General features: G+C 63.2%; 21 protein-coding genes and 1 tRNA gene. 19 read left to right on the top strand and 3 right to left on the bottom strand.

What is annotated here, in order from left to right; all coding sequences use genetic code 11:
• Positions 1-132: 132 nt before the first annotated feature.
• From ACWHY3_RS15845 to ACWHY3_RS15765, 17 genes are all read left to right on the top strand, one after another.
• A complete protein-coding gene (locus tag ACWHY3_RS15845; protein ID WP_448126937.1) occupies positions 133-1380 on the top strand; it encodes a cation:proton antiporter in 1248 nt (415 codons plus the stop codon).
• 125 nt (positions 1381-1505) lie between these two features.
• Positions 1506-2840, top strand: coding sequence for a TAXI family TRAP transporter solute-binding subunit (locus tag ACWHY3_RS15840; protein WP_448126936.1), 1335 nt, complete (start codon positions 1506-1508; stop codon positions 2838-2840).
• Positions 2841-2884: 44 nt separating this feature from the next.
• Positions 2885-3379, top strand: coding sequence for a DUF1850 domain-containing protein (locus ACWHY3_RS15835; protein ID WP_087720408.1), 495 nt, complete (start codon positions 2885-2887; stop codon positions 3377-3379).
• Between the two features lie 24 nt (positions 3380-3403).
• The gene (locus ACWHY3_RS15830) at positions 3404-5593 is read left to right on the top strand and encodes a TRAP transporter permease (protein ID WP_303855490.1); all 2190 of its coding nucleotides are present in this window, start codon (positions 3404-3406) and stop codon (positions 5591-5593) included.
• Positions 5594-5837: 244 nt separating this feature from the next.
• Entirely contained in the window at positions 5838-8912 is a 3075-nt protein-coding gene (fdnG, locus tag ACWHY3_RS15825; RefSeq protein WP_448126935.1) for a formate dehydrogenase-N subunit alpha, read from the top strand.
• Positions 8913-8921: 9 nt separating this feature from the next.
• Positions 8922-9851 (top strand): formate dehydrogenase subunit beta, encoded by a 930-nt coding sequence (fdxH, locus tag ACWHY3_RS15820; RefSeq protein ID WP_303855494.1) that lies wholly within the window; start codon positions 8922-8924, stop codon positions 9849-9851.
• Positions 9848-10495: a formate dehydrogenase subunit gamma gene (locus ACWHY3_RS15815; protein WP_071231415.1), complete on the top strand. Its 648-nt coding sequence runs from the start codon at positions 9848-9850 to the stop codon at positions 10493-10495. The genes fdxH and ACWHY3_RS15815 overlap by 4 nt, the downstream gene beginning before the upstream one ends.
• Positions 10479-11441, top strand: a complete 963-nt coding sequence (gene fdhE / locus ACWHY3_RS15810; RefSeq protein ID WP_256961336.1) for a formate dehydrogenase accessory protein FdhE — start codon at positions 10479-10481, stop codon at positions 11439-11441. Before ACWHY3_RS15815 ends, fdhE begins: the two co-directional genes overlap by 17 nt.
• A 177-nt stretch (positions 11442-11618) precedes the next feature.
• On the top strand, positions 11619-13079 hold the full coding sequence (selA, locus tag ACWHY3_RS15805; protein WP_303855549.1) for an L-seryl-tRNA(Sec) selenium transferase: 1461 nt from the start codon (positions 11619-11621) through the stop codon (positions 13077-13079).
• Positions 13076-15082, top strand: coding sequence for a selenocysteine-specific translation elongation factor (selB, locus tag ACWHY3_RS15800; RefSeq protein ID WP_448126934.1), 2007 nt, complete (start codon positions 13076-13078; stop codon positions 15080-15082). The genes selA and selB overlap by 4 nt, the downstream gene beginning before the upstream one ends.
• Positions 15083-15111: 29 nt before the next feature.
• Positions 15112-15207 (top strand) — tRNA-Sec (locus ACWHY3_RS15795).
• A 534-nt stretch (positions 15208-15741) separates the two neighbouring features.
• Complete coding sequence (locus tag ACWHY3_RS15790) at positions 15742-15885, top strand: hypothetical protein (RefSeq protein WP_157957115.1); 144 nt, start codon at positions 15742-15744, stop codon at positions 15883-15885.
• A gap of 163 nt (positions 15886-16048) precedes the next feature.
• Positions 16049-17107, top strand: a complete 1059-nt coding sequence (locus ACWHY3_RS15785; protein ID WP_083387291.1) for a cation diffusion facilitator family transporter — start codon at positions 16049-16051, stop codon at positions 17105-17107.
• Positions 17108-17302: 195 nt separating this feature from the next.
• Positions 17303-18148: a methylenetetrahydrofolate reductase [NAD(P)H] gene (gene metF / locus ACWHY3_RS15780; RefSeq protein WP_322528028.1), complete on the top strand. Its 846-nt coding sequence runs from the start codon at positions 17303-17305 to the stop codon at positions 18146-18148.
• Positions 18149-18235: 87 nt separating this feature from the next.
• Positions 18236-18769, top strand: a complete 534-nt coding sequence (gene sodC, locus ACWHY3_RS15775; RefSeq protein ID WP_071231412.1) for a superoxide dismutase family protein — start codon at positions 18236-18238, stop codon at positions 18767-18769.
• A gap of 165 nt (positions 18770-18934) precedes the next feature.
• On the top strand, positions 18935-19606 hold the full coding sequence (locus ACWHY3_RS15770) for a metal-dependent hydrolase (protein WP_071231411.1): 672 nt from the start codon (positions 18935-18937) through the stop codon (positions 19604-19606).
• A gap of 220 nt (positions 19607-19826) precedes the next feature.
• Positions 19827-20489: a haloacid dehalogenase type II gene (locus ACWHY3_RS15765; protein ID WP_071231410.1), complete on the top strand. Its 663-nt coding sequence runs from the start codon at positions 19827-19829 to the stop codon at positions 20487-20489.
• A 33-nt stretch (positions 20490-20522) separates the two neighbouring features.
• Here the strand turns inward: ACWHY3_RS15765 and ACWHY3_RS15760 are convergent, their stop codons facing one another.
• Together ACWHY3_RS15760 and prlC are read right to left on the bottom strand one after the other, a co-directional pair.
• Entirely contained in the window at positions 20523-20780 is a 258-nt protein-coding gene (locus ACWHY3_RS15760) for a YheV family putative zinc ribbon protein (RefSeq protein ID WP_087720402.1), read from the bottom strand.
• A 67-nt stretch (positions 20781-20847) separates the two neighbouring features.
• Entirely contained in the window at positions 20848-22899 is a 2052-nt protein-coding gene (prlC, locus tag ACWHY3_RS15755; RefSeq protein WP_303855540.1) for an oligopeptidase A, read from the bottom strand.
• 278 nt (positions 22900-23177) lie between these two features.
• Between prlC and ACWHY3_RS15750 the strand changes: the two genes are divergently transcribed.
• Together ACWHY3_RS15750 and ACWHY3_RS15745 are read left to right on the top strand one after the other, a co-directional pair.
• Positions 23178-24518, top strand: a complete 1341-nt coding sequence (locus ACWHY3_RS15750) for a sodium-dependent transporter (protein WP_332779497.1) — start codon at positions 23178-23180, stop codon at positions 24516-24518.
• Positions 24519-24570: 52 nt separating this feature from the next.
• A complete protein-coding gene (locus ACWHY3_RS15745; protein WP_448126933.1) occupies positions 24571-25104 on the top strand; it encodes a gamma carbonic anhydrase family protein in 534 nt (177 codons plus the stop codon).
• Here the strand turns inward: ACWHY3_RS15745 and ACWHY3_RS15740 are convergent, their stop codons facing one another.
• A complete protein-coding gene (locus ACWHY3_RS15740) occupies positions 25105-25893 on the bottom strand; it encodes a GntR family transcriptional regulator (RefSeq protein ID WP_071231406.1) in 789 nt (262 codons plus the stop codon). It lies immediately after the preceding gene.
• Between the last annotated feature and the right edge of the window lie 195 nt (positions 25894-26088).

Genomic DNA, 26088 nt, shown 5'->3' with positions numbered 1-26088 from the left:
GCTTTTCCAACGAATTGCCGTCGGGATAAACCCGCATCATAGCTGCCATCGTCATGAGCCACTATCGTTACGGTATGGGGCAGGACGCCTATCGATCATTCGCCACGGCTGGCGGCGACAGGAAAGGATGCCATGCTGGAAATCGCAGCACTCTTCATCACCATCACTGCGCTGTTTGCGTGGTTCAACTACCGATTCATCAAGCTGCCGGCGACGATCGGCGTGATGTTCATCTCGCTGATGGCTTCGTTGCTGTTGATTGCGTTGAGTCACGTCGGGTTCGATGCGATTACCGATTGGGCTGAAGCCTGGCTGGGGCAGATAAACTTCAATGCGCTGCTGATGGACGGCATGCTGTCGTTCCTGCTGTTTGCCGGCGCGCTGCACGTCGATTTCCATAAACTGAAGCGCTATCGCTATTCGATCAGCTTTCTTGCCACCATCGGCGTGGTGATCTCGACCGTGGCGATCGGCAGTGCGGCCTGGTGGCTCTTCGCTACCTTCCATATGGCGGTGCCCTATCTCTACTGCCTGGTCTTCGGGGCGTTGATCTCGCCGACGGACCCGATTGCCGTGCTCGGCATCATGCGCAGCGCCGGCGCACCCGAGGACATGGAGATCAAGATCGTCGGTGAATCCCTGTTCAACGACGGCGTCGCGGTGGTGGTCTTCACCATGATGCTGGGGGCGGCGACCGCGACCGAAGCGCTGACAGTCACGCATTCCGCGATGCTGTTTCTGGAAGAGGCCGGCGGCGGCATTCTGCTCGGGCTGGTGATGGGCTACATCGCCTACCGGATGATGAAGAGCATCGACCAGTATCAGATCGAGGTGCTGGTCAGCCTGGCGCTAGTGCTGGGCGGCTATACGCTGGCGACGCATCTGCACGTCTCGGCGCCGATCTCGATGGTCATCGCCGGGTTGTTCATCGGCAACCGCGGCCGCGAGCACGCCATGTCGGACACCACCCGCCGCTACGTTGACGGCTTCTGGGAGCTGATCGACGAGATTCTAAACGCGGTGCTGTTCGTGTTGATCGGCCTCGAGCTGCTGCTGATTCCCTTCGAATGGTCGTATCTGATCGTTGCCGCACCGATTATCGGCGTGATTCTGGTGACTCGACTGGTCACCATCGGCCTGCCCATGATGATGCTGAAGCACTGGATTCACTATCGTCCCGGGACCACGCGTGTGCTCACCTGGGGCGGGCTGCGGGGCGGAATTTCGGTAGCGCTGGCGCTGGGTCTGCCCGAGAGCGACTACCGCAATACCATCGTGATGGTGACCTATCTCATCGTGCTGTTCTCGATACTGGTACAAGGTCTGACCATTGGGGGTGTGGTTCAGCGAGTCTTATCGCAAGAGGCCGACAAGTCTTAGACTTTGGTCGTACATGACGGTTCGGGCATGGTATCGCCGCCGGGCGTTCCTTACTCTTGGGGCCATCATGGTGTGTATTTTCTTCGGCCGGACAGGCCGATGACATTCAAATGACGGGGTGAAACATGAAGTTACGCACAGGAATGCTGGTCGCCGCGCTGGGACTCTCCAGCGCACTGCTGGTCGGTTGCGGCGATGACGGTGATGACCAGGCGAAGGAGGGTGATCAGAAACAGCCGTCGTCTCAGGAATCATCGACCTCTCAGTACGGTGGCGGAACGCCGGATTCTGACGGTTCCGAGTCGACCAACGACAACGACCAGTCTTCCCAGTCGGGCGGGGAAGATAGCCAGCAGGCTTCGGCCGGCGGTGGCGAGCCGGTCAATCTGATCTTCGGCACCGGCGGTACCGGCGGCAGCTATTATCCGATCGGCGGCGCGCTCAAGAGCGTGTTCGAAGAGAGCGATCTGGTCGATGGTGTACAGGTCGTTTCCACCGGCGCTTCCGTGCAGAACATCAACAACATCACCGATGGTCTGAACCAGGTCGCCATCGTGATGAGCGACGTGGCCTATGATGCGGTCAAGGGTCAGAACCAGTTCGAGGGTCAGCCCGCTGATATCGAAACCATCGCCGGTATGTATCCCAACGTGGTGCAGGTCGTCGCGACGGCCGATAGCGATATCCAGAGCATCGCCGATCTGAAAGGCAAGCGCGTCGGCGTCGGCAAGGTCGGCTCCGGGGTCGAGCAGAGCGCGGCCAAGGTGCTGGAATCCGCCGGTCTGAGCTACGACGACCTGGCCCAGGTCAGCCATACCGGTTATGCCGACAGCGTGACCGAGATGGGCAACGGCAATCTCGATGCCGCGTTCTTCACTTCCGGCGTGCCCAATTCCAGCATCACCGGACTGATGCAGAGCACCGACGTGACCTTCGTGCCGGTCAGTGGCGACGTTGCTTCCACGCTGCTGGAAAAATATCCGTACTACGAGAATTACGAGATTCCGGCCGGCGCACCGGAGCGCTATAACCTGGGCGACGCCGTGAACACCGTGGCGATCCGCAACATCATGATCGTGCCGTCTTCCATGCGCGACGATGTCGCCGAGGATCTGGCCAAGCGTTTCCACGACTATCTGGAATCCGGCAACGTCTCGGTCGGCGCGCTCAAGCAGTTCGATCCTGCCACCATGAACCAGAACCTGGTCGTTCCGGTACATCCGGGCGCGCAGGCCTACTACGACACGCTGGCCTCCAGCGGCGGCGACGAGGCCGACATCAGCGAGGCCACGGCTTCCCAGGCAGCCAACGAACAGGCGGCAACTACCGATGCGGACGGTGCCGAGGCCGACCCTGCCAAGCAGACCAGCGCCGAGACGCCTGAAGACAACGCTCAGCCTACCGAAGGCAGCGATACCAGTGGTGGCGACAACGCTCAGGACAAAGAACCGCAATCCTGAGCAAGAGCGCTCGCGTGTCCCGCAAGCCATGACACGTCCTGGCGATGCGTAAAATCTGGCTGAGTATCGCAGCGGTGGTGATCCTGGTGATCGCCACCGCTGCGTATCCGCTACCGTGGCTGGTCATTCGTGACGGGCCGCAGTGGCGGTTTGCTTTTCCGGGGTGGGAGGGGACGACCTTCACTCTGCGCTGGATGCACTCGGTCGAGAAGGAGGACTGGGAAGAGTGGTTCGCAGTTACCGAGGGCGATGTCATCGAAATCACCGGAACGCGATTCAAGACCTTCGGTGCCGGTGTGCCATCCCGTGCCGGCAACGAAACCCATCTCGAGGATGGCTGGGTGGTGATGACCGGGATCGATCGCGTGGTCGATCCGCTGGCGGTACAGGCGGCGGTGGAAGAACACTACCGCCTGATATTTGCCGGCCATGTCATTCCCCTGTCGCGTGGCGACCCACCGCCGATTTTGACCTTTTCCATACTCAGGGTGCCCTTGTGGCAAGTGTTGCCGGCACTGGTGCGCCCCTGGTTGTCATAGATTCCTGCGTGGCGAGGAAGACATATGTCCGAACAGAAGAACACGATCTCCACCGACGGCCCGGAAGATCCGTCGGTCAAGGAGGCGCTGGAGAAATTCGATCGCGAGAGCCTGGTACGGGACAGGCTGCCGCGCGCGGTGGTCCAGTTCGTCATGGCGGTATCGGTGCTGCTGGCGCTGTTTCACCTTTACACCTCGTTTTCGGGGCCACTGGTCGATGTCGCGCAGCGCAGCATCCACCTCTATACCCTGCTGGGCCTGGCCTTCATTCTCTATCCGCTGACCCGCAAAGGCGCACGGGATCGCGTGCCGTGGGGTGATGCCATCGTGGCGTTGATCGCCTTCGGGATCGGCGTCTACATGCTGATGGTGTCGGACCGGGTCATCGCCTCGGCAGGGCGCATCAACAATGTCGACATGGTCGTCGGCCTCGTGGCGATTCTGCTGGTACTCGATGCGACCCGACGCGTCACCGGCTGGGGTCTGACCATCCTGGCGACGCTGTTCCTGATTTATGGCTTCTACGCCAAGCTCTCTTTCTACCCGCAGTTGAACGAGGCGATCGTGCTCGCCACCTGCAAGCAGATCGTCTCGCACCTGGTCTATATCACCGAGGGGCTGCTGGGGACGGCGATCGGGGTGTCGGCGAGTTACATCATCCTGTTCATTCTGTTCGGCGCCTTTCTCGGCAAGTCCGGACTGGGACAACTGTTCAATGATCTGGCGCTGGCGATCGCCGGGCATACCCGCGGCGGGCCGGCCAAGGTCGCGGTCATCGCCAGCGGTTTCCTGGGTTCGATCAACGGTTCGGCCATTGCCAACGTGGTGACGACAGGCGCCTTCACCATCCCGCTGATGAAGAAGACCGGCTACAAACCGAACTTTGCCGGTGCGGTGGAAGCGGCCGCCAGCGTCGGCGGACAGATCCTGCCCCCGATCATGGGGGCGGCGGCGTTCATCATGGCCGAGGTGCTGGCCGTTCCTTATACCCAGGTCATTCTGGCCGGCATCATCCCGGCACTGCTGTTCTATCTCGGGGTGCTGTTCCAGGTGCATCTGCGCGCCATGCGCAACGGGCTGGAAGGCATTCCCCGCTCCCAGCTCACGCCGCTCAAGGAGGTCATGCTCAAGCGAGGCCACCTGCTGATACCGATGGCCGTGCTGCTGTGGCTGCTGTTCGAAGGGCGGGCACCGTTCTTCGCGGCCTTCTGGTCGATCGCGGCGACGGTTCTGATCTGCGGTACGCGCCGCGTCACCATCGGGCTCAGCCTGGTTCTCGCGCTGTTGATCTTCGAACCGCAGCTGCGCGCGCTGCTCGGCGGCCATGCGATGCCCAACTTCCCGGCCAGCCGCTGGATGCTGTTCGTGATCATCGCGATCCCGGTAGCGGTCAACGCGATGCGTGCCAGGCTGGGCATGGTGGCGGAGAAGATGGATGTCGCCGATTGTCGCGATGCCATGCACGACGGGGTGCGTAACGCGATCCCCGTGGCGGTGGCGTGTGGCGCGGTGGGCATCATCGTGGGGATCGCCACGTTGACCGGTATTGCGCTGGAGGCAGCGGACGCGGTGGTGACGCTGGGCCAGCAGATTCCGATTCCGATGATCCAGCTGCTGGTCACGCTGTTCTTGACCATGATCGCGTCGATCGTGCTCGGCATGGGGCTGCCCAGCATTCCGACCTACATCATCACCAGTACCATGGCCGCGCCGATTCTGCTCAACCTGCCGATGTTCCGCGAGCTGGCCGGCAGCAACGAGACGGCGATCTTCGTGGCGCACATGTTCGTGTTCTACTTCGGGCTGTTCGCCAACCTGACGCCGCCGGTGGCCCTGGCTGCCTACGCTGGCGCCGGCATCAGCGGCGGATCGCCCAACGCGACCGGTTTCCAGGCGATGAAACTGGCGATCGCCGGCTTCGTGGTGCCGTACATGTTCGTGTTCGCGCACAGCATGCTGATGATCGACGCGACGTTGTGGAACACGCTGTGGGTCATCGTGACCGGTGTGGTCGGCGTGTTGCTGCTGGCCGTCGCGGTCGAGGGCTATCTGCGGCGACCGCTCAATCCGTTCTGGCGGATACTGGCAGCGATCGGCGCGCTGGCATTGATCTTCCCGGGGATGATCAGCGATATCGTCGGTGCGGTCATTACCGTCGTGCTGTTCCTGCTGACCAAGGCGAAATCGGAGACTACGCCCGCTCGCGCGGTATAGCGCCCCGAGCCTTCGGGCCTTGATGACGCCCGCTCTCCTTGCGAGGAGAGCGGGCGTTTTTCATTCGGGGCCACGAGTCGGGTTCGATGACGTCGGGGCGGCAGTCGATGACGTCACATTCGGCCATGGTCATGAGCGACAATTTGTCTAGAGTCCACAGTAGCATCCGTCGCTGATGTTTGATATAAGACAACCAAAGCACCCGTCGGTAGAGGTGCCGGTTAATGACCGTTGAGGATGATACATGTCGATCAATGTCACTCGGCGCCAGTTTTTCAAACTGGGCGGGGCGGGATTGGCGAGCTCGAGCCTGGCGATGATGGGGTTTGCCCCCGAACCCGCCGAAGCTTCTATCCGCCAGTTCAAGCTGACCCACGCCAAAGAGACGCGCAATACCTGCACCTACTGCTCGGTGGGTTGCGGCATTCTGATTTACAGCAAGGGCGATGGCGCCAAGAACGTCGAACAGAACGTCTTCCATATCGAAGGCGATCCGGACCACCCGGTCTCGCGAGGTTCGCTCTGCCCGAAAGGCGCTGGCCTGCTCGACTTCGTTCACAGCAAGGGACGTCTCGAATATCCGCAGGTGCGTGAAGCGGGCACCAGCGAATGGAAGCGGATCGGCTGGGATGAAGCGCTGACCCGCATCGCCCGGCACATGAAGGACGATCGCGACGCCAACTTCGTCCAGCGCACGGCGCACGGCGAGACGGTCAACCACTGGACGACGACCGGGTTCCTGGCGGCATCGGGTTCTTCCAACGAAGCCGGCTACATCACCCACAAGGTGGTGCGCAATCTCGGCATGGTGGCTTTCGATAACCAGGCGCGCGTCTGACACGGACCGACGGTGGCAGGTCTTGCCCCAACATTCGGTCGCGGTGCCATGACCAATCACTGGGTCGACATCCGCAATGCCAATCTGATTCTCTCGATGGGCGGCAACTCTGCCGAAGCACACCCCGTGGGCTTCCGCTGGGTCACCGAGGCCATCGAACACAACAAGGCCGAGTTGATCACGATCGACCCGCGCTTCACCCGTACCGGCGCCGTGGCGCAGGACAAGGCGTTCATCCGTACCGGCACCGATATCGCGTTTCTCGGCGGCCTGATCAGCTATCTGATCGAGACCGACCAGATTCAGCACGAGTACGTGTTGAATTACACCGACGCGGCATTGATCGTGCGCGAGGGGTACGGTTTCGAGGACGGCCTGTTCTCGGGCTACGACGAGTCGACGCGCAGCTACGACAAGCAGTCGTGGATGTACGAGATGGGCGACGACGGTTTCGTCCGTCGCGACGAGACGTTGCAGGATCCGCGCTGCGTCTATCAGCTGCTGCGTGAACACTACGCGCGTTACACCCCGGCCATGGTCTCGAGCATCACCGGTATCGCGGTCGAGAACATCCAGCGCATCTGGAAGAAGATCGCGGCGATGGCGGTCCCCGACAAGACCATGACCATCCTCTACGCGCTGGGGTGGACGCAGCACTCGATCGGCTCCCAGATCATCCGTACGGCCGCGATGGTGCAGCTGTTGCTGGGCAACATGGGCATGCCGGGTGGCGGCGTCAACGCGTTGCGCGGACACTCCAACATTCAGGGGCTGACCGATCTGGGTCTGCTTTCCCAGCTGCTGCCGGGCTACATGACGCTGGCCAACGCCAAGGAGCAGGACTACCGCGCCTATATCGACAAGCGCACCAAGCAGCCCACCGTCGAAGGCCAGGTTTCCTACTGGAAGAACTACGAGAAATTCCATGTCAGCCTGATGAAGGCGTGGTACGGCGATGCCGCCAACGAAGCCAACAACTGGTGCTTCGACTGGCTGCCCAAGCTCGAGCGGCCGCTCTATGACATTCTCGATACGTTCGAGCGCATGTCCAAGGGCGAGCTCAACGGCTACTTCTGCCAGGGGTTCAACCCGTTGGCGTCGTTCCCCAACCGGGCCAAGGTGACCAAGGCGCTCTCTTCCTTGAAGTATCTGGTGGTGATGGACCCGCTCAACACCGAGACCAGCGAATTCTGGAAGAATTACGGCGAGTACAACGATGTCGATTCCAGCCAGATCGACACCGAGGTGTTCCGCCTGCCGACCTGTTGCTTCGCCGAGGACGAGGGGTCGATCGTCAACAGCGCCCGCTGGCTGCAGTGGCACTGGTCCGCGGCACCACCGCCGGGAGACGCGCGACCGGATACCCGCATCATGGGCGAGCTGTTCCTCAAGCTGAAGCAGCTCTATCAGGAGGAGGGCGGCGTCTTCCCGGACCCGATCCTCAACCTGACCTGGGATTACCGGATTCCGGCCGATCCGAAGGCGGACGAACTGGCACGCGAGTTCAACGGGCGCGCGCTGGAGGATCTTACCGACGAGCAAGGCAACGTGACCCGGCGCGCCGGTGAGCAGCTGTCCGGTTTCGCCGAGCTGACCGCCGACGGCCGCACCGCGGCGGGCTGCTGGATATTCGCCGGCTGCTGGACCGAAGCCGGCAACCAGATGGCAAACCGCGACAACTCGGACCCTTACGGCACCGGCAATACGCTGGGCTGGGCATGGGCCTGGCCGATGAACCGGCGAATCCTCTACAACCGGGCCAGCGCGGACGTCCAGGGACGCCCCTGGGGGCCTGATAAGGCGTTCATCTGGTGGGACAGCGAGCAGGGTGCCTGGGTCGGCGCGGATGTACCGGATTTTCCGACCAATTCGCCGCCATCGCAGGGGCAGATGCCGTTCATCATGCAGCCGGAAGGCGTCGGTCACCTGTTCGCCGGGCAGAGCATGGTCGACGGCCCGTTCCCCGAACATTACGAGCCGTTCGAATCGCCGGTGCCCCAGAACCTGTTGCATCCGGGCAAGGAGAAGGCGCGCAACAACCCGGCCGCGCGCATCTTCGAGGAGGATCGCGAGGCGCTGGGCACGCCCGAGGAGTTCCCGCACGCGGCGACGACCTATCGTCTCACCGAGCACTTCCACTTCTGGACCAAGCATGCCGAGCTCAATGCCGTCGTGCAGCCGCAGCAGTTCGTCGAGATCGGCGAGGCGCTGGCCGACGAGATCGGCATCGCGGCGGGCGACTGGGTGAAGGTCTCCTCCAAGCGGGGCTTCATCAAGGCCGTGGCGGTGGTGACCAAGCGTCTGCGTCCGATGATGATCGGCGACAAGCAGGTTCACCACGTGGGGATTCCGCTGCACTGGGGATTCACCGGAGTGGCCAAGAAGGGCTATCTGGTCAACGCCCTGACGCCATTCGTCGGCGATGCCAACACCCAGACGCCGGAATACAAGTCGTTCACCGTCCGCGTCGAGAAGGCTTGAGGAGCGTATATGGACAATTCCCAGAACATCATCGCCCGCTCCGCCACCACGACGACGCCCCCGCAGGTCCGGGGGCATGTCGACGAGGTCGCCAAGCTGATCGATGTCTCCAAATGCATCGGTTGCAAGGCGTGTCAGGTGGCGTGCATGGAGTGGAACGACCTGCGCGACGATGTCGGCGAGTGCCACGGCACCTACGACAACCCTACCGACCTGACCTCGGAATCCTGGACCGTGATGCGGTTCAGCGAGTACGAGACGCAGGAGGGCAACCTCGAATGGCTGATCCGCAAGGATGGCTGCATGCATTGCGCCGAACCGGGCTGCCTGACGGCTTGCCCGGCCCCCGGAGCGATCGTGCAGTACGCCAACGGGATCGTCGACTTCGACTCCAACCACTGTATCGGCTGCGGGTACTGCATCACCGGGTGCCCGTTCGATATTCCGCGAATCTCGCCCAAGGATCAGAAGTCCTACAAGTGCACCCTCTGTTCGGATCGGGTCAACGCAGGGGTGGAGCCGGCGTGCGTCAAGACCTGCCCGACCAACTGCATCGAGTTCGGCACCAAGAAGGACATGCTGGCGCGGGCGGAGAAGCGGGTGGGCGATCTCAAGGAACTCGGCTTCCGTGACGCGGGTATCTACGATCCGGCCGGGGTCGGCGGCACGCACGTGATGTACGTGCTGCATCACGCCAATGATCCCAACCGCTACAGCGGGTTGCCCAAGGATCCGCGCATCTCGCCGCTGGTCGGGGCGTGGAAGGGCGCGACCAAGCCGATCATGTCGGCGATCATCGGCATCACCGCGTTCGCGGGCGTGATCCATTACATGACCAAGGGGCCGAAGGAGGAGCCGGAAGAGCACGTGCAGGAAGACGCGCCGCCGCCTCATTCGCTCGGCTACGATGCCACCCGTCCGCGGGGAGAAGACCGATGAAGATGCCACGCGATCGTCTGATTCGTTATTCGCCGCTGGATCGCGCCAACCACTGGACCATGGCAATGGTCTTCGTGCTGTTGGCGCTCTCCGGACTGGCGTTCTTCCATCCGGCCTTCTTCTTCCTCAGCCATACGCTGGGCGGGCCGGTCTGGGCGCGGATCCTGCATCCGTTTCTCGGGGTGGTGCTGGTGCTGCTGTTCTACGCCATGGCGGCCCGGCACGTGCGGCGCAACCTGCTCGGCGAGAACGACGTCCAGTGGGTGCGCCAGATCGGCGACGTGCTCGACAACCGCGACGAGAAGCTGCCGCCCATCGGTAAGTACAATCCGGGCCAGAAACTGGTCTATTGGGCGCTGGTAGTGTCGATCGCGGTACTGCTGATCAGCGGCGTGATCATGTGGCGGCCCTGGTTCGCCGGCTATTTCCCGATCCCGCTGATCCGCTTCGCCAGCCTGCTCCACGCCGTGTCGGCATTCGTGGCCATCGTCACCATCGTGGTTCACGTCTACGCGGCCATCTGGGTCAAGGGCTCGATTCGGTCCATGACCCGAGGCTGGGTGACCCGCGCCTGGGCGCGCCATCACCACGGCCTGTGGGCCCGCGAACAAGAGGAGGCGCAGCACCGTGAGCAGCAACCCTGATAACGAAAGCGAGCCGGCTGTCGCCGGCGAGCACACCTTTGGCCAGGCGCCCCCGTCACCGGGGGCGCCTCCGATGGTCGGCCTGCCGGCGCGCAAGCTGTTCGTCGAGCGCGCCCGGCGCCTGCGTCAGCTGGCCGAGCGTGTCCCGGCGATGGCGGCCTACCTGCAGTTCATGGCAATGGTGGTCGAGGCGCAGCACCGGGTCGTTCAGCAGTCGCGTCCGGCATTGACGAGCGGGGCGGAGCTGGCGATGCGTCATGGCATTCCCCCCTTGTCGATCGACGGCCTGTGGCGGGACATGTCGTGGCACGACGATCTCGAGGCGTTGCTGGAGGAGCTCGACGCGCAGGTGGTGGAACCGCAGCGAGGCTGGTTCGATGCATTGCGCCGGCTTCCGCAGACGGAGCGTGCCGAGTTGGCCCATGCCATGCTCGAGGGTCGGCCGCTGCCGCTGGAGCAGCGCGCCATGGCACCGCTGATGGGCGCTGCGCTGCAAGTCGCCTGGACGCGTCAGGCGCGGATGCTGCCCGCCACGCCGCCCAGGCCGGCGGGCGCTACCAGCGGCCTGTGCCCGTGCTGCGGGGCTCCCGCTGTCGGCAGTCTGATCCAGATCGGCATGGCGCGTTCCCGGGTGCGCTACCTGCAGTGTGGCCTGTGTGCCAGCGAGTGGTACGCCGAGCGCGCCAAGTGCGCACAGTGCGGTGACAGCAAGACACTGGACTACAGCGGGCTCGAGGACGAGCAGGGCGAGCGGGTATTGCCGATTCAGGCCGAGACCTGCGATCACTGCCACAGCTATCTGAAACGGGTCAATCGCGAATGGGAGGCGGACGCCGACCCACTGGCCGATGACCTGGCCAGCCTGGCCCTGGACATGATGATTGCCGATCGGGATCTGGCGAGGCGCGCTTTCAACCCCCTGCTGGTGCTGGGCGAGCCGGCCTAAGCTTCGAGCTTCGAGCTTCGAGCTTCGAGCTTCGAGCTTCGAGCTTCGAGCTTCGAGGAAGGGATTGCGAACTTCGTGAGTTGGCGAGGATCGTTTTCGCGGCACGCGGCACGCGACTTGTATTGGTGCCAGCTCGACGATTAAATCGAGATTCCAATCAGCGACCTCGAGCCATTCATGCCCGACACGATCGCCTCATCGATGGATCTCCGACGCCAGTTGCCGGGAGTGACGACACTGCTCGAGCATCCCGAACTCCAGCCGTGGCGGCAGCGCCACGGCGATCGGCTGTTGATACGCGCCATTCGCGAAACGCTGGCGCTCTTTCGCCAGCGTCTGAGCGTCGGCACGGCGACCTTCGAAGACGTCACCGGCTCTGCCGATGGCTGGCCCAGTGACTCAGGATTGGTCGATGCGATCACGGCCAGACTCCAACGTCTGGTGCTGCCCAACATGCGGTCGGTCTTCAACCTGACCGGCACCGTCATACACACCAATCTGGGGCGTTCGCCGCTTTCCGAGGCGGCCATCGAGGCGGTGGTCCAGGCTGCCCGCCATCCGGTCGCGCTCGAATACGATCTGGAACAGGGGCGGCGTGGTGATCGCGACCGTCTGGTGGAGTCGCTGCTGATCGAATTGACCGGCGCCGAAGCGGCAACGGTCGTCAACAACAATGCCGCTGCCGTGCTCCTGGCACTCTCAGCCCTTGGGGCCGGCCGCGAGGCGGTGATTTCGCGTGGCGAAATGATCGAGATCGGCGGCGCGTTTCGGATACCGGACGTGATGTCCGCCGCCGGCTGCCGGCTGGTCGAGGTCGGCGCCACCAATCGTACCCACGCGCGGGATTTTCGCCAGGCGCTCGGCGACGACAGCGGGCTGATCGTCAAAGCGCATACGTCCAACTACGCGATTACCGGGTTTACCAGCAGCGTGCCGGAACATGAGCTCGCCGCCATCGCCCACGATCACGGCATTCCGTTCATGGTCGATCTGGGCAGCGGCGCACTGACCGATTTTCGCGCCTTGGGCCTGCCTCATGAGTCCCTCCCGGCGGAGGCGATCGCGGCAGGGGCGGATCTGGTGACCTTCAGCGGCGACAAGCTGCTCGGCGGCCCTCAGGCGGGCATCGTCGTCGGCAGGCGCGAGCTGATTGCCAGGCTCAAGCAGCATCCGCTCAAGCGGGCGCTGCGCTGCGACAAGCTCACGCTGGCGGCCCTGGAAGCCACGCTCCGCTGCTACCGGGACAGCGATTCTCCGGCACGCGCCTTGCCGGCGCTGGCGATGCTCGCCCGGGACCTCGACGCGATCGTCGAGCAGGGGAAGAGATTGCAGCCAACGCTCGAGGCGGCGGTCGACGGACTCGCCGGGGTGAGCTGCGAGGATTGTCGTAGTCAGCTCGGCAGCGGATCGTTGCCGGTCGACCGTCTCGATAGCCGCGCCCTGGTGCTGCGTTGCCGGAGCGGTCGCGAGCTATCCCGGCTCGAGCGTGCGCTGCGCGCCTTGCCGCGTCCGGTGATCGGGCGTGTACACGATGGCGCGCTGTGGCTGGATCTGCGCTGCCTGGCGACCGAAGCGGACGAGCGGCAGTTCGTCGAACAGCTCGGCGAGATTCGGCAGCGCTGGAGTGAGCAGGCATGATCATCGGCACGGCGGGTCACGTCGACCATGGCAAGACGGCGCTGATTCACGGTCTGACCGGCATCGCTACCGACCGCCTGAAGGAAGAGCGCGCGCGTGGGCTGACCATCGAGGCCGGCTACGCCTATCCCGAATCGCCACCGGCGTTCGACGGCGCCACGCTGGGCTTCATCGATGTGCCCGGCCACGAGCGCTTCATCGCCAACATGCTCTCCGGCGCCGTCGGCATCCAGGCGATGCTGCTGGTGGTCGCCGCCGATGACGGCATCATGCCGCAGACCGTCGAACATGCCCGCATTCTGGAGCTGCTGGGAGTAACGCGGGCCTGGGTGGCGCTGACCAAGATCGATCGTGTCGAGCCGTCGCGCGTGGCCCAGGTGACGCAGGAGCTGCGGCACTGGCTGGTCGGCACCGTCTTCGCCGATGCGCCGGTATTTCCGCTTTCCAACACGTCGGGAGAGGGCGTCGAGGCGCTCGGGCAGGCGCTGTGGACGGCAGCGGCCGATGTGTCGAGAGACAATGTGTCGAAAGACAATGTGTCGAGAGACGATGCGGCCTCGAGCGGACCTTCGGCGGCGCTGGCCGATGCGGGCCGTTTCCGGCTCGCCATCGATCGCGTCTTCGTCAAGCGGGGCGCCGGCGTGGTGGTGACCGGCACGGTGCGCAGCGGGCGGATCGCGAGTGGCGACAGAGTGCGGTTGCTGCCGTCGGGCCTGACCGCCCGAGTGCGAGGACTGCGTTGCCAGAATCGCGACACGGCGTCCGCGAGCCGTGGAGAGCGCTGTGCCATCAATCTCAGCGGCGCCGATATCGAGTCCGGACGTCTCGCGCGGGGGGACTGGGTGGTCGCCGAGGCTTCCCGGGTCACCGATCGCCACCGGCTCGACGTGGTGCTGCGCGCGCTGCCCGAGTCGCCGCCGATCAAGCACTGGGCCCCGGTTCATCTGCATCACGGCAGTGCCCACGTCACCGGACGGATCTCGCTGCTGGAAGGGGAAACCCTGGCACCAGGGGCGTCGATGCTTGCCCAACTGGTGCTCGAGTCCCCACTCCAGGCGGCGCACAGTGACCGGATCGTGGTGCGCGATCACGGCGCCAGCCAGACGCTGGGAGGTGCCAGCGTGCTCGATGTCGCGCCGCCTCGAAGGGGCGCGCGAAAGCCGGAGCGTCTCGCCTGGCTGCGCCAGTTGCGCGAATACCTGCCGGATGCCGGCGGCCTTCAGGACAGCAGTGCTTTCTGGCAACGGCCGATGACCGACGGGATCGGTATCGATCTGTCTGCGCTGTCGGACAATCTAGACCGGGATACGAGCGAGCTCGAGCGTAGTGCAACGCTTGCGGGCTGGTGGGTCGTTGCCGGTCAGGGATGCAGTCACGCGCTTCCCGAGACGACGCAGCAGACGCTCTATCGCAAGGCGCTGGACCGGCTGGCGCAGTTGCACGAGCTGGAGCCGGCGATGCGCGGCGTCGATATCGATCGCCTGCGCCGGATGGTGGCGCCCCAACTGCCGGCCAATCTGTTCCGGCCGCTACTGGAACGCTGGAAAACGGGTGGCGAGATCGTGCAGCATGGTCCGTTCCTGGCCCTGGCCTCCCACGAGGCTTCGCTGTCGCCGGAAGAGGCCCGGCGCTGGCAGCAGGTTCGCCCGCTGCTGGAGGCCTCCCCTTACGATCCGCCGCGTGTGCGGGATATCGCCCAGCAGTTCGGCTGGGAGGAAGGCGAGGTTCGGCGTCTGCTGAGAAGCTGTGCGCTGCTCGGAAGCGTCTATCAGCTGCGCCAAGATCATTTCTTCCTGACGCCCCATGTCGCCGAGCTGGCTGGCGTGATTCGCGAGCTGGATAGCGAGGCGTCGCCGGGGGCGAAGGCGGCGGATTTTCGCGACCGGGTCGGCTGCGGGCGGAAACTGGCGGTGGCGATTCTCGAGTTTTTCGATCGAATCGGCTTCACGCGGCGAATCGGGGATAGTCACAAAGTGATCCGGGAGGATATGCTATTCGAATGACGGGTTTGGCCTTCGATGGCCGAACGCCTGGAAGAGAATCGTTCCCCGGTGGGGCGCCAGGACTTCAACTCCTGTAGGGGCTGCCAGCAGTCCCTGGTGGGTTCGACTCCCTCTCTCTTCCGCCACCCTTTACCTGTCCGGATGCGTCGGTTGTTGCCGGCGACCGCCGTTGGTGTCTCGCCCTGCGTCAAGCGCCTGGGCGATGATGCTTGCCGGCTGAAAAAAATTACGCGCTTTTATCGAAGCGCTGATCATCTATAAGCGCATGATTAAGAACACTTAAGTTTTGCTATTAACAAAACTGATAGAGAGATTACGAAAAATACGTTGGAGAGCCAGCGATGACGGTTCATCCTGAGGGTGCCCACTTAGCCAAGTGGCTCTCACCGCAAAGGAACGTGGGAGTGGGCTCTTCTTTCCAATCGCCGCATTTTCTCTCTGCCTTCTTCGTGCTTTTTCTGTCCCGTTCTGGCGTGTGCGACACGTCGACGTCGGCGATCCGTTCGTTATCTTCACGCTATTCCTATTCGCTCCATCCCTGCCCGCTTCCGTGCCGTGAGGCCAGTCTTCCCTGAGGGGCCTGTCGACAAGGCGCTTTCTCTTCGAGGCGCAATCCTTACAATGAGACGCATCAAAGCATCGCTATCGATGGAGAGACAATGCAAGGTTCCCTGATAGGTATCGTGGTGGGGCTGGTCGTCTGGATGTCGACGGCCGAGTGGAGTTGGGGAATCGGTGCCGGCATTGCCGTCGGGATCGCCTGGGATCTATGGCGACAGCGTCCGGGGCGCGGTGACGACTGATACCGTGGTCGAACTTCGGACTTTCGTCACCGGATGGTGACGATCCCGCGTTGCTGTCGATGGCGGTGCCTAGAGCTATCGTCAAGGCAAGGCAGGCGTTGTAATACAATAGCGTCGGGGTCGTGCGCTAAGATTCGAGGACATTCCCGTCAGGACAGGTCTCATGGCCTCGCACGATCATTCTCGTCACGATTCACACGATCACGCTGGCAAGGGCCATGCTCACAGCGAGACTCATGGCCATTCACAGGATCACGACCATTCCCATGGCCACTCTCGTGATGGTCACTCCCATGATCATTCCCATGACCACTCGCACGATCATGCGCCAACCGTAACGGCGGACAGCGCCAAGCGGGTGAGGCTGGCGATGATCCTGACCGCCGGGTTCATGCTGGCCGAGGTGGTTGGCGGCTGGATCTCCGGCTCCCTGGCCCTGCTGGCCGATGCCGGGCACATGTTCAGCGACAGTTTCTCGCTCGGTCTCGCGCTGTTCGCGTTCTACATGGGCGACAAGGCCCCGGACAAGCTGCGCACCTTCGGCTATCAGCGCTTTCAGGTGCTTGCCGCCTTCGTCAACGGCCTGACGCTGCTGGCGATCGCGGTATGGATCTTCATCGCCGCGATTAGGCGATTTACCCAGCCGGTCGAGGTGCTGGCGGGGCCGATGATGGTGGTGGCGATCCTGGGGCTGCTGATCAACCTGGTGGTCTTCAAGATCCTGCACGGCGGGGATCAGGAGAATCTCAACCTGCGCGGCGCCGTGCTGCACGTCATTGGTGACCTGCTGGGCTCCGTGGCGGCGATCGTCGCCTCCGTCGTCATCCTGCTGACCGGCTGGACGCCGATCGATCCGCTGCTGTCGATGTTGGCTGCGGGACTGATCCTGCGCGCCGCCTGGAAGATTCTGCGGCGCTCGTCGCACACCTTGCTCGAGGGCACGCCGGAAGGAATCGATATCGGCCAGATCCGCCAGGCGCTGCTTGGCGTCGACGGGGTCAAGAGCCTGCACGACATTCATGTCTGGGGGCTGACGCCGCAGGATCCGCTGCTCAGCGTGCATCTGGTGATCGAGACGCCGGAGCTGCACGATGACGTGATCGAGCGCGCCTACGACATGCTGCAGAGCCGCTTCGGCATCCAGCATGCCACGCTGCAGGTCGAAACCCGAGACTGCCTGACCGGCGGGGAGTGCAACCACGGCATGGTCGTGCATCCATGAATCGGCCGCCGTCTCGATGATCGGGATTCATGACGACGGCGGGAAAGTTTCATTGGCCGTGATCGCCTCGGGCAGGCAAAATCGCCGACATCCGTCGTCAATCCATCATCGGTGGTCGTTTTCAGGTCACGGTCCGAGAACGACACCTTCGGCTGGCGTGTCGTCACGCTGGCTTGCATCGAAGAGAGTCATATCATGAGCACGCAGCCGCCGCTGGGCATCAGTTTCGAATTCTTTCCTCCCAATACCGAAGCAGGAAGGGAAAAGCTCGGCGGGGTACGCGATGCACTGGCCGCGCGGAATCCGCGCTTCTTCTCCGTGACCTACGGTGCCGGCGGTTCCACTCAGGCCCGGACCTTCGATACCGTCAAGACGGTGCGTCGCAGCGGTGTCAGCACGGCACCGCATCTGTCGTGCATCGGTAGCGAGAAAGGCGCGCTTCGCGAGCTGCTCCAGACCTATCGCGAGGATGGCGTGGACAGTCTGGTGGCGCTGCGCGGCGATCTGCCGTCGGGCATGGGCGGTGCCGGCGAGCTGCGCTATGCCAACGAACTGGTCGAATTCATCCGGGCCGAGACCGGCGATCATTTCGAGATCGCGGTAGCGGCCTATCCGGAAGCGCATCCGCAGGCACCGAGCTTCGAACGGGACCTGGAAAACTTCGCCCGCAAGGCGAAGGCAGGTGCCGACCTGGCGATCACCCAGTACTTCTTCACCGCCGACGCCTACTTCCACTTCGTGGATCGGGTAAGGGCGATGGGCGTCGAGATTCCGATCGTGCCGGGAATCATGCCGATTACCAACTACACCAAGCTGGCCCGCTTCTCCGATGCCTGCGGTGCCGATATCCCACGCTGGATCCGCAAGCAGCTCGAAGCCTACGGCGATGATAGCGAGAGCATTCAGGCGTTCGGCACGGAGGTGATCTCGAATCTCTGCCAGCGCCTGCTGGATGGCGGTGCGCCGGGCCTGCATTTCTACACACTGAATCAGTCGGCGCCGACGCTACGGGTACTCGACAACCTCGCGTTCAAGCATTGACCCGAACTCGACTATTGACCAGGTGATTCGCGTCATCGTCGTGTGTTGTCTAATTTGAAGTCTGTCACCCACGGACAGGAAGACGACATGCGACAGAAGACACTATTGGCGCTCGGCGCAAGTCTGGCAATGACGCTGAGCACTGCGGCCCAGGCCGAGACCCGCGTAGAGATGCATTCGGTCTCCAGCGACGGCGTCGGCGATAGCGTCGGCACCGTGATGGCCGAGGACACCGAACACGGCTTGCTGCTGACGCCGGATCTTTCCGGTCTGAATCCGGGGATTCACGGGTTCCACCTCCACCAGAACGCCAACTGCGAGACCAGCAAAAGCGATGGTGAAGTGACGCCCGCTGGCGCCGCTGGCGGGCACTTCGACCCCGAGGGGACCGGCACTCACCGAGGGCCATACAGCGACGAGGGCCATCTTGGCGATCTCCCCGCGCTGATGATCGATGAGGATGGCAATGCCACTACGCTGCTGTTGGCCCCCCGCCTGGAGGAGTCCGACTTGAGCGGTCATGCTTTCATGATCCATGAAGGCGGCGACAACTATTCCGACGAGCCCAAGCTCGGCGGTGGCGGTAGTCGGGTTGCCTGCGGAGTTATCAAGAGCAGTTGATCCGTGCCTGTCAGAAACCCACCGACGACGGCTCTGCCACTGGCAGGGCCGTTCTGCGTTGCGGGACGGTGCGCGTTATCCGTTCATTCTGCGTAAGCTATTGTTTTCAGGACAGCCGTCGCGCCATAATCTGTTCATTTATCCAGGTATGGGGCGCCCGGGCCGATGGCCAATTTTCGAACGCATTTGGGCGTGGCAAGCGTCGGAGGAGCCGTCGTCGCTCAGGCCGGTTGGCAGGCGGGGCAGTGGACCGGTTGGCAGGCGCTGGCCGTAGCCTTGCTCGTGGCGTTCGGCGGCATCCTGCCGGATATCGATGCCGACCAGTCCCAGGCCATTCGCCTGATCTTCAATATCCTGGCCGTCGTCGCGGTGGTGCTGGCGGTGCTGGTGCTGCAGCACAGGGTCACGCCGGCCTATCTGTTCGTTGCCTGCGGCGGTGTCTATGTCGGTGTCCGCTATCTGGCCGGCGCCCTGTTTGCCCGCTTCACAGTGCATCGCGGGCTCTGGCATTCACTGCTGGCGGCGGGCGTCAGCGGGCTGTCGACTGCAGCGATCAGCTTTTCGCTGCTGGGTCAGCCGGAGCGGCTGGCCTGGATCCACGGGCTGGCGATGACGCTGGGCTTCGTCATTCATCTGACGCTGGACGAGCTGTACAGCGTCGATCTCACCGGCGCGCGACTCAAACGCTCTTTCGGCACGGCGCTCAAGCTGTTCAGTTGGCAGGCGCCGGGCAGCGCGCTGATGCTGGCGCTGGTATCGGCACACCTGCTGAGCTGGCTGCCTTCCTTCGCGGCACTGCGCCAGCTGATCGCGCAAGGCATGGCGCTCTGGCACTGACGCGGAACCGTCGCGCCGCATTCGATGGCGAGGGAAGCGTAATTCGCCTTCCCGGAGTGGGGCGAGAAGATCGGCAGGCGCTCGGTCCGGTTTCTTTCTACACTCATCGTCTCTCTAGACTCTTCTTCTCCGACAATTATCCTCTCTACGTACTTGAGCGGTAGACGCTCATCTCGTCCGCTCGACGTGCCATCCCGCCATTCACGACAAGGAGGTCGCTATGCATCTGGTATTCGACGTCAATGAAACGCTGCTCGACACGCGCGCGCTCGATCCGCTGTTCCAGCGCTGGTTCGACAGCGAAGCCGCACGTCCGGAGTGGTTCCTGACCCTTCAGGAGCGTTGGATGACGACCAACCTGATCGGGCGATTCGAACCCTTCTCCAACCTCGCCAGGAGTGCGCTGCGCCAGCTCGGTGCCAAGCAAGGCGTCGCGATAACTGCCGACGACGAGCAGGCGCTGGTCGACGGTATCCTCTCGATGCCTGCCCATGGCGACGTCACGGCGGCGCTGACGACGCTTCGTGATCAGGGCCATACGCTGACGGCACTGACCAATAGCGCGCTGAAGGCGGCGCATCAGCAACTGGAACATGCCGGGCTGGAGGGTTACTTCGGCGCCATTCTCAGCGTGGAGAGCGTCGAGCGCTACAAGCCTGCGCCGGAGCCCTATCGCCACGCGGCGGCACACTGGGGCGTGAATACGCACGAGATGGCAATGATCGCCGCCCATGGCTGGGACTTGATCGGAGCCCATGCGGCCGGCATGCGAACCGGCTTCGTCGCGCGGCCGGGCAAGGCGATGGATCCGGCACTCGATGAGGTGCCGGATTGGCATGACGACGATCTGGCACGTCTGGTCGAGCGGATCATCGCTGCCTGACGAGGCCGACCGTCAACCTCGTCGTTCTCGATATCAATACGGCTTGCGGGGATCGAGAATACGCACCGGCGTGATCTCTTCGCTCGCGGGTCGCTGGCGCTCCCGAGGCTGATTCACCCGGGTGGGGACTTCCGGGATGGTGTCGTCCTCGATGGGCAGCTGTTCGAAGAAGTCACAGCTCACGCAGTCCCGATAGCGAATGCCGTGCTGTTCCCACGAGCGGATGCGATCCATGGCCGAACAGCGCGGACAGATCGCACCGGCGATGAAGCGTTTCGGCGTCTGGGTCATGCGTTACCTCGCAATCGTTGAGCGGACGCCCGCAGGCGTCCACTCGGCTCATTGATGAAACCGGCGATCATGCCGCGTTCCGGGGTTCGATACCGGCATGGCGCAGCAGCGGATCGATGCTCGGCTCGCGGCCGCGGAAGGCTTCGAACAGTTCCGCGGCTTCCCGCGAACCGCCCTGTTCCAGAATCGTCTCGCGGAAACGGCGGCCGGTTTCGGGATCGAAGATGCCGGCTTCCTCGAAGGCGCTGTAGGCATCCGCGGAGAGCACTTCGGCCCATTTGTAGCTGTAGTAACCGGCGGCGTACCCCCCGGCGAAGATGTGCGCGAAGCCGTTCTGGAAACGGTTGAAGTCGACGGTGGGTACGACCGAGGCCTTGGCGCGTACGTCGTCGAGCAACGCTTGAACGTCCGCCGCAGTCGGCTTCTGGCACTCGTGGTGCAAGCGGAAATCGAACAGCGAGAACTCCAGCTGACGCATCATCTGCATCGCCGACTGGAAATTGCGCGCGGCCTGCAGCTTGTTCAGCAGGTCGTCCGGCAGCTTTTCGCCGGTATCGACGTGACCGGCAATCAGGTCGAGGCCCTCTCGCTCCCAGCAGAAGTTTTCCATGAACTGGCTCGGCAGCTCGACGGCGTCCCAGGCAACCCCGCTGATGCCGGAAACGTCGGCGACCGACTGTTGCGTCAGCATATGATGCAGGCCGTGGCCGAATTCGTGGAACAGCGTCAGCACTTCGTCATGCGTCAGCAGCGCCGGCTTGCCGGCGACCGGAGGCGTGAAGTTGCAGGTCAGGTAGGCGACCGGCAACTGAAGCTCGCCATTCTCGCGCTGCAGGCGAGTCCGGCAGACATCCATCCAGGCGCCGCCACGCTTGCCTTCCCGAGCGTAGAGATCCAGGTAGAAACCGGCGATGGGGCGATCGCCGTCGAGCACGTCGAAATACTTCACGTCGGGGTGGTAACGCGGCGCTTCCGGGTTTTCCGCCATGCGGATGCCATAGAGCTTTCCGGTAACGCGGAACAGCCCTTCGACGGCACGCGGGGCGGGGAAGTAGGGGCGCAGCTGCTCCTGGGAGATATCGTAGCGGGACTGCCGGAGCTTTTCGCTGGCAAAGCCGGTATCCCAGGGATTCAGCGAGTCGAGGCCGAGGGTCTCCTTGGCGAAGGCTTCGAGTTCGTTGAACTCGCGCTGGGCCTGTGGGTGCGCACGTTCGGCGAGGTCGTCGAGGAACCCCAGCACCTGTTCGGGCGTTTCGGCCATCTTGGTGGCCAGAGAGTAGTCGGCGTAGGTATCGAAACCGAGCAGCTTCGCCAGTTCCTGGCGCAGCGCCAGCGTTTCCTCGATGACCGGGGCGTTGTCGTTCTCGCCGGCCTTGGGCCCCTGGTCGGAAGCGCGGGTGACGTAGGCGGTATAGACTTCGCGACGCAGCTCGCGATCTTCGGCGAAGGTCATGACCGGCAGGAAACTGGGCACGTCGAGGGTAATCCGGTAGCCGGTCTTGCCCTTGGCTTCGGCATTCGCCTTGAGCGTTTCGAGGGCGCTTTCCGGCAAGCCGCTCAGGCGCTCGGCATCGCCCAGGTCCAGCTGCCAGGACTGCGTCGCGTCGAGCAATTGGTTGGAGAAGGTGTTGCCTAGTTCCGACAGGCGGGCCTGGATCTCGCCGTAGCGCTTTTTCTTCTCGGCCGGCAGATCGACGCCTGCCAGGCGGAAGTTGCGCAGCGTATTATCGATCGCCTTGCGCTGGGCGGTATCGAGCGTGGCGTACTCGTCGCTCTCCCGCAGGCGTTCGAAAGCCTTGAACAGCGCGGTGTTCTGGCCGACCCAGGTGCTGTATTCGGACAGCATGGCGAGACACTGCTGGTAGGCATCGCGCAGGGCATCGTTGTTCATCGTCGAGTTGAGATGCGACACCGGCGACCAGGCCTGGGAGAGGCGATCTTCGAGCGCTTCCAGCGGCGCGGCGAGCGTCTGCCAGCTCACGTCCTGCTGCTGGGCGAGCGCCTCCGTGGCCTGACGGTTGTCGGCAATGATCTTCTCGATGGCCGGGACGACGTGTTCGGGGCGAATCGCCTCGAACGGCGGCAGGGTATGATGCTCGAGCAGCGGGTTATTCGACATGGTCACCTCGGACGATGGAATCGGTTTCATCCTATATGGGGGGAGCCGGCACCGCTTTCAATCCGAAGCCCTGCTCGGGTTACGGTCCAGATCGATCCCGGGTACCCACACGCATGTTCATTCCGGGTTCCAGCCAGAATACGCGGGGCGAAAGCGTCGGCACGCTCGAGATTGGCGCTCCGCCAGGTGCCTGATAGGCTCTTCGCGTTTTCGTTATCGTCGCATGGCATCATGGCCTGCCGACATCGGCCGCAACCGTCAGACATAGGTCTCGAATGATGAGTGAAACTCTGGAGCGCTGGCAGTCCCGCCGCGCCTTTATTCTGGCGGTCACCGGTGCTGCCGTCGGCCTGGGCAACATCTGGCGCTTCCCTTACATGACCGGCGAGAACGGGGGCTCGGCCTTCCTGCTCCTTTACGTCGTCTTCGTGTTGCTGCTGGGGCTGCCGATGATGATGGCGGAGATCATGATCGGGCGCGCCGGTCGCCGCAGCCCGATGCAGGCGCTGGCTTTTCTGGCAGACGAGGCCGATGTCAGCCTCCACTGGAAATGGCTGGGGCTGTTCGGCGCGATCACCGTCTTCTTCATCCTGTCGTTCTACTCGGTCGTTTCCGGCTGGTCGATCGAGTATCTGGTGAGTGCCGTGAACGGCAGTTTCGTGAATCGTTCGCCTCAGGAGATCGGTGCGAGCTTCGATGCGTTTCTGGCCGACCCGCTGCGCATGACCTTCAACCATACCTTGTTCATGCTGCTGACGATGTCGGTGGTGGCGGCCGGCATCGCCAACGGTATCGAGAAGCTCAACAATATGATGATGCCGCTGCTCTACGGCATCCTGATCGTGCTGGGGGGCTACGCGGTGACGACCTCCGGCTTCGGCGCCGCCATGCACTGGCTGTTCACCCCCGATGTGTCCGCGATTACCTGGGGCGTGGTGCTCAACGCCATGGGGCACGCCTTTTTCACCCTGGCCGTGGGGGCCTGCGCGTTGATGGCGTATGGCGCCTACATGCCCGATGAGCAGAGCCTGCCGAGGGCGGTCTTCGGCGTGGCGGTGCTCGATATTACGGTGGCGCTGCTTTCCGGCATCGCGATCTTTTCCATCGTTTTCACCCATGGTCTCGATCCCGCCGAGGGGCCGGGGCTGATGTTCGTCACGCTGCCGATCGCCTTCAGCGAACTGCCCGGCGGGCAGGTCTGGCTGGGCGCCTTCTTTTTGCTGCTGCTCGTCGCGACCTGGACCTCCTCGATCAATCTGGCCGAGCCGATGGTGTCGATGCTCGTCGGGGCCGGATGGCGGCGTAGCCGGGCTGCTATCCTGATCGGGGTGGCGGTGTGGCTGGCGGGGCTGCTGTCGGTGTTGTCGTTCTCCACGCTGGCGGATGTGCACTGGATCGGGGAGATGAACTTCTTCGCGCTGGTGTCGACCATACCGCCGGATATCTTCCTGCCGGTCGGCGGTCTGCTGATTGCCATCTTCGCGGCGTGGAAGATGTCCCGGGAAGCTGCCATGGCAGCGTTGGGCGTCGGCCCCGGCGCTTTTCGTCTGTGGCTGGGACTGGTGCGCTACGTGTCGATTCCGCTGACCGCTGTCGTGCTGATGACGAGCCTGATGTAGACAATGCTTCCGATAGTCCAACGTATTCTGGATAGCAACAGGAGTGAAAACCATGGCAATTCGAACGTTTCAGGGCGTCACGCCCAGCCTTGGCGAGCGGGTGTTCATCGATGACACCAGCGTCGTGCTGGGGGACGTCGCGCTGGGCGATGACTGCTCGGTATGGCCGATGGCGGTCATTCGTGGCGATGTGCATCGCATTCGTATCGGCGCGCGGACCAGCGTGCAGGACGGCTGCGTACTGCACTGCACCCACGCCAGCGACTACAACCCGGGCGGCCATCCTCTGGTGATCGGGGACGAGGTCACTATCGGCCACCAGGCCACGCTGCATGGCTGCAAAATCGGTAATCGCGTGCTGGTCGGGATGGGCGCCGTCGTGCTGGATGGGGTCGTGGTCGAAGACGAGGTGATCATCGCTGCCGGCGCCATGGTGCCACCCGGCAAGGTCCTGGAGAGCGGCTATGTCTATGCCGGTAACCCCGCCAAGCCGCTACGTGAACTCAAGCCTGCGGAGCGGGAGTTCTTCGCCTACTCTGCCGCCAACTACGTCAAGCTGAAGGATCAGCATCTGACCGGCGAGTGATCAACTATCGCGGCGGTCGTTCAGCAACTGCGATCGCCTTTCGGCGCGCCGGGCTCGAGATTCGGCGCGCTGCAGGTCCATCAGTCCCGCCTTGACGTAGTCGAGATGCTCGTGCGCCAGTGTGCGGGCGTCCTCGGCGCGGCCTTCCAGAATTGCCTCGAGCAGGGCGCGGTGCTGTGCCATCAGTCGTTCGCGGGCGTTGGGGCGCTCGAACAGATGCGCGAGGTTGGCCACGATGCTCTTCTCCAGCAGGTGAAAGAGACCGCGGATGGTGTGCAGCATCAGGACATTGTGCGCCGCCTCGGCAATGGCCAGATGAAAGGCGGCGTCGGCCTTGGCTTCGCGTAGCGGATCGCTCTGCTGGTCAGGGTCCTTGTAGCTTCTATCCAGTGCCTCGAATCGCCGTTGCAGCATCTCCTTGTCTGCTGGTGTCGCCCGCATCGCCGCGTGGTAGGCGGTAATTCCTTCCATGGCGTCGCGGAATTCCAGCACGTCCAGATGAAACTCCTCGTGGCGTGACAGCATCTCCAGCATGGGGTCGCCATAACTGTCGGCGAGACGTTCGCTGACATAGGTACCGCCACCCTGCCGACTGGTCAGAAGGCCGCGAGCGGCCAGCTTCTGGATGGCCTCGCGCAACGAGGGGCGGGAAACGCCAAAGCGCTCGGCCAGCTCTCGTTCGGCCGGCAGGCGATGGCCGGGCTTGAGGCTGCCCTCGAGGATCATTGCCTCGAGGCGTTCGGTAATGACGTCGGCCAAGCGAGGTTGTCTGACGGAGGGGTAGGCCACTGGTCGGACTCCTGGTGGTAGTTTGAAATTGGTTTTACCAATATTCTGGCATCTTTCAAAGATGTCCGGTCAGAGAAATGCGCTTTATAACGGCAGATAAACCAAAGTATAAGGGCGTGGAGCGGGAATTCGCGGGCTTTCGTTTGACCCTCATTTCTGAGCGGTAATAATGGGATGAAATTAAAGTGTCAATTG

This window comes from Salinicola sp. NYA28a (genome assembly GCF_976982775.1).
The sequence above is the reverse complement of the archived record's forward strand: the minus strand, read 5'-3'. Positions and strand labels throughout refer to the sequence as shown.

Coding starts and splice junctions, on each gene's coding strand:
- ACWHY3_RS15845 (WP_448126937.1), top strand. CDS start 133: ATGCTGGAAATCGCAGCACTCTTCATCACCATCACTGCGCTGTTTGCG.
- ACWHY3_RS15840 (WP_448126936.1), top strand. CDS start 1,506: ATGAAGTTACGCACAGGAATGCTGGTCGCCGCGCTGGGACTCTCCAGC.
- ACWHY3_RS15835 (WP_087720408.1), top strand. CDS start 2,885: ATGCGTAAAATCTGGCTGAGTATCGCAGCGGTGGTGATCCTGGTGATC.
- ACWHY3_RS15830 (WP_303855490.1), top strand. CDS start 3,404: ATGTCCGAACAGAAGAACACGATCTCCACCGACGGCCCGGAAGATCCG.
- fdxH (WP_303855494.1), top strand. CDS start 8,922: ATGGACAATTCCCAGAACATCATCGCCCGCTCCGCCACCACGACGACG.
- ACWHY3_RS15815 (WP_071231415.1), top strand. CDS start 9,848: ATGAAGATGCCACGCGATCGTCTGATTCGTTATTCGCCGCTGGATCGC.
- selA (WP_303855549.1), top strand. CDS start 11,619: ATGCCCGACACGATCGCCTCATCGATGGATCTCCGACGCCAGTTGCCG.
- selB (WP_448126934.1), top strand. CDS start 13,076: ATGATCATCGGCACGGCGGGTCACGTCGACCATGGCAAGACGGCGCTG.
- ACWHY3_RS15790 (WP_157957115.1), top strand. CDS start 15,742: ATGCAAGGTTCCCTGATAGGTATCGTGGTGGGGCTGGTCGTCTGGATG.
- ACWHY3_RS15785 (WP_083387291.1), top strand. CDS start 16,049: ATGGCCTCGCACGATCATTCTCGTCACGATTCACACGATCACGCTGGC.
- metF (WP_322528028.1), top strand. CDS start 17,303: ATGAGCACGCAGCCGCCGCTGGGCATCAGTTTCGAATTCTTTCCTCCC.
- sodC (WP_071231412.1), top strand. CDS start 18,236: ATGCGACAGAAGACACTATTGGCGCTCGGCGCAAGTCTGGCAATGACG.
- ACWHY3_RS15770 (WP_071231411.1), top strand. CDS start 18,935: ATGGCCAATTTTCGAACGCATTTGGGCGTGGCAAGCGTCGGAGGAGCC.
- ACWHY3_RS15765 (WP_071231410.1), top strand. CDS start 19,827: ATGCATCTGGTATTCGACGTCAATGAAACGCTGCTCGACACGCGCGCG.
- ACWHY3_RS15760 (WP_087720402.1), bottom strand. CDS start 20,780: ATGACCCAGACGCCGAAACGCTTCATCGCCGGTGCGATCTGTCCGCGC.
- prlC (WP_303855540.1), bottom strand. CDS start 22,899: ATGTCGAATAACCCGCTGCTCGAGCATCATACCCTGCCGCCGTTCGAG.
- ACWHY3_RS15750 (WP_332779497.1), top strand. CDS start 23,178: ATGAGTGAAACTCTGGAGCGCTGGCAGTCCCGCCGCGCCTTTATTCTG.
- ACWHY3_RS15745 (WP_448126933.1), top strand. CDS start 24,571: ATGGCAATTCGAACGTTTCAGGGCGTCACGCCCAGCCTTGGCGAGCGG.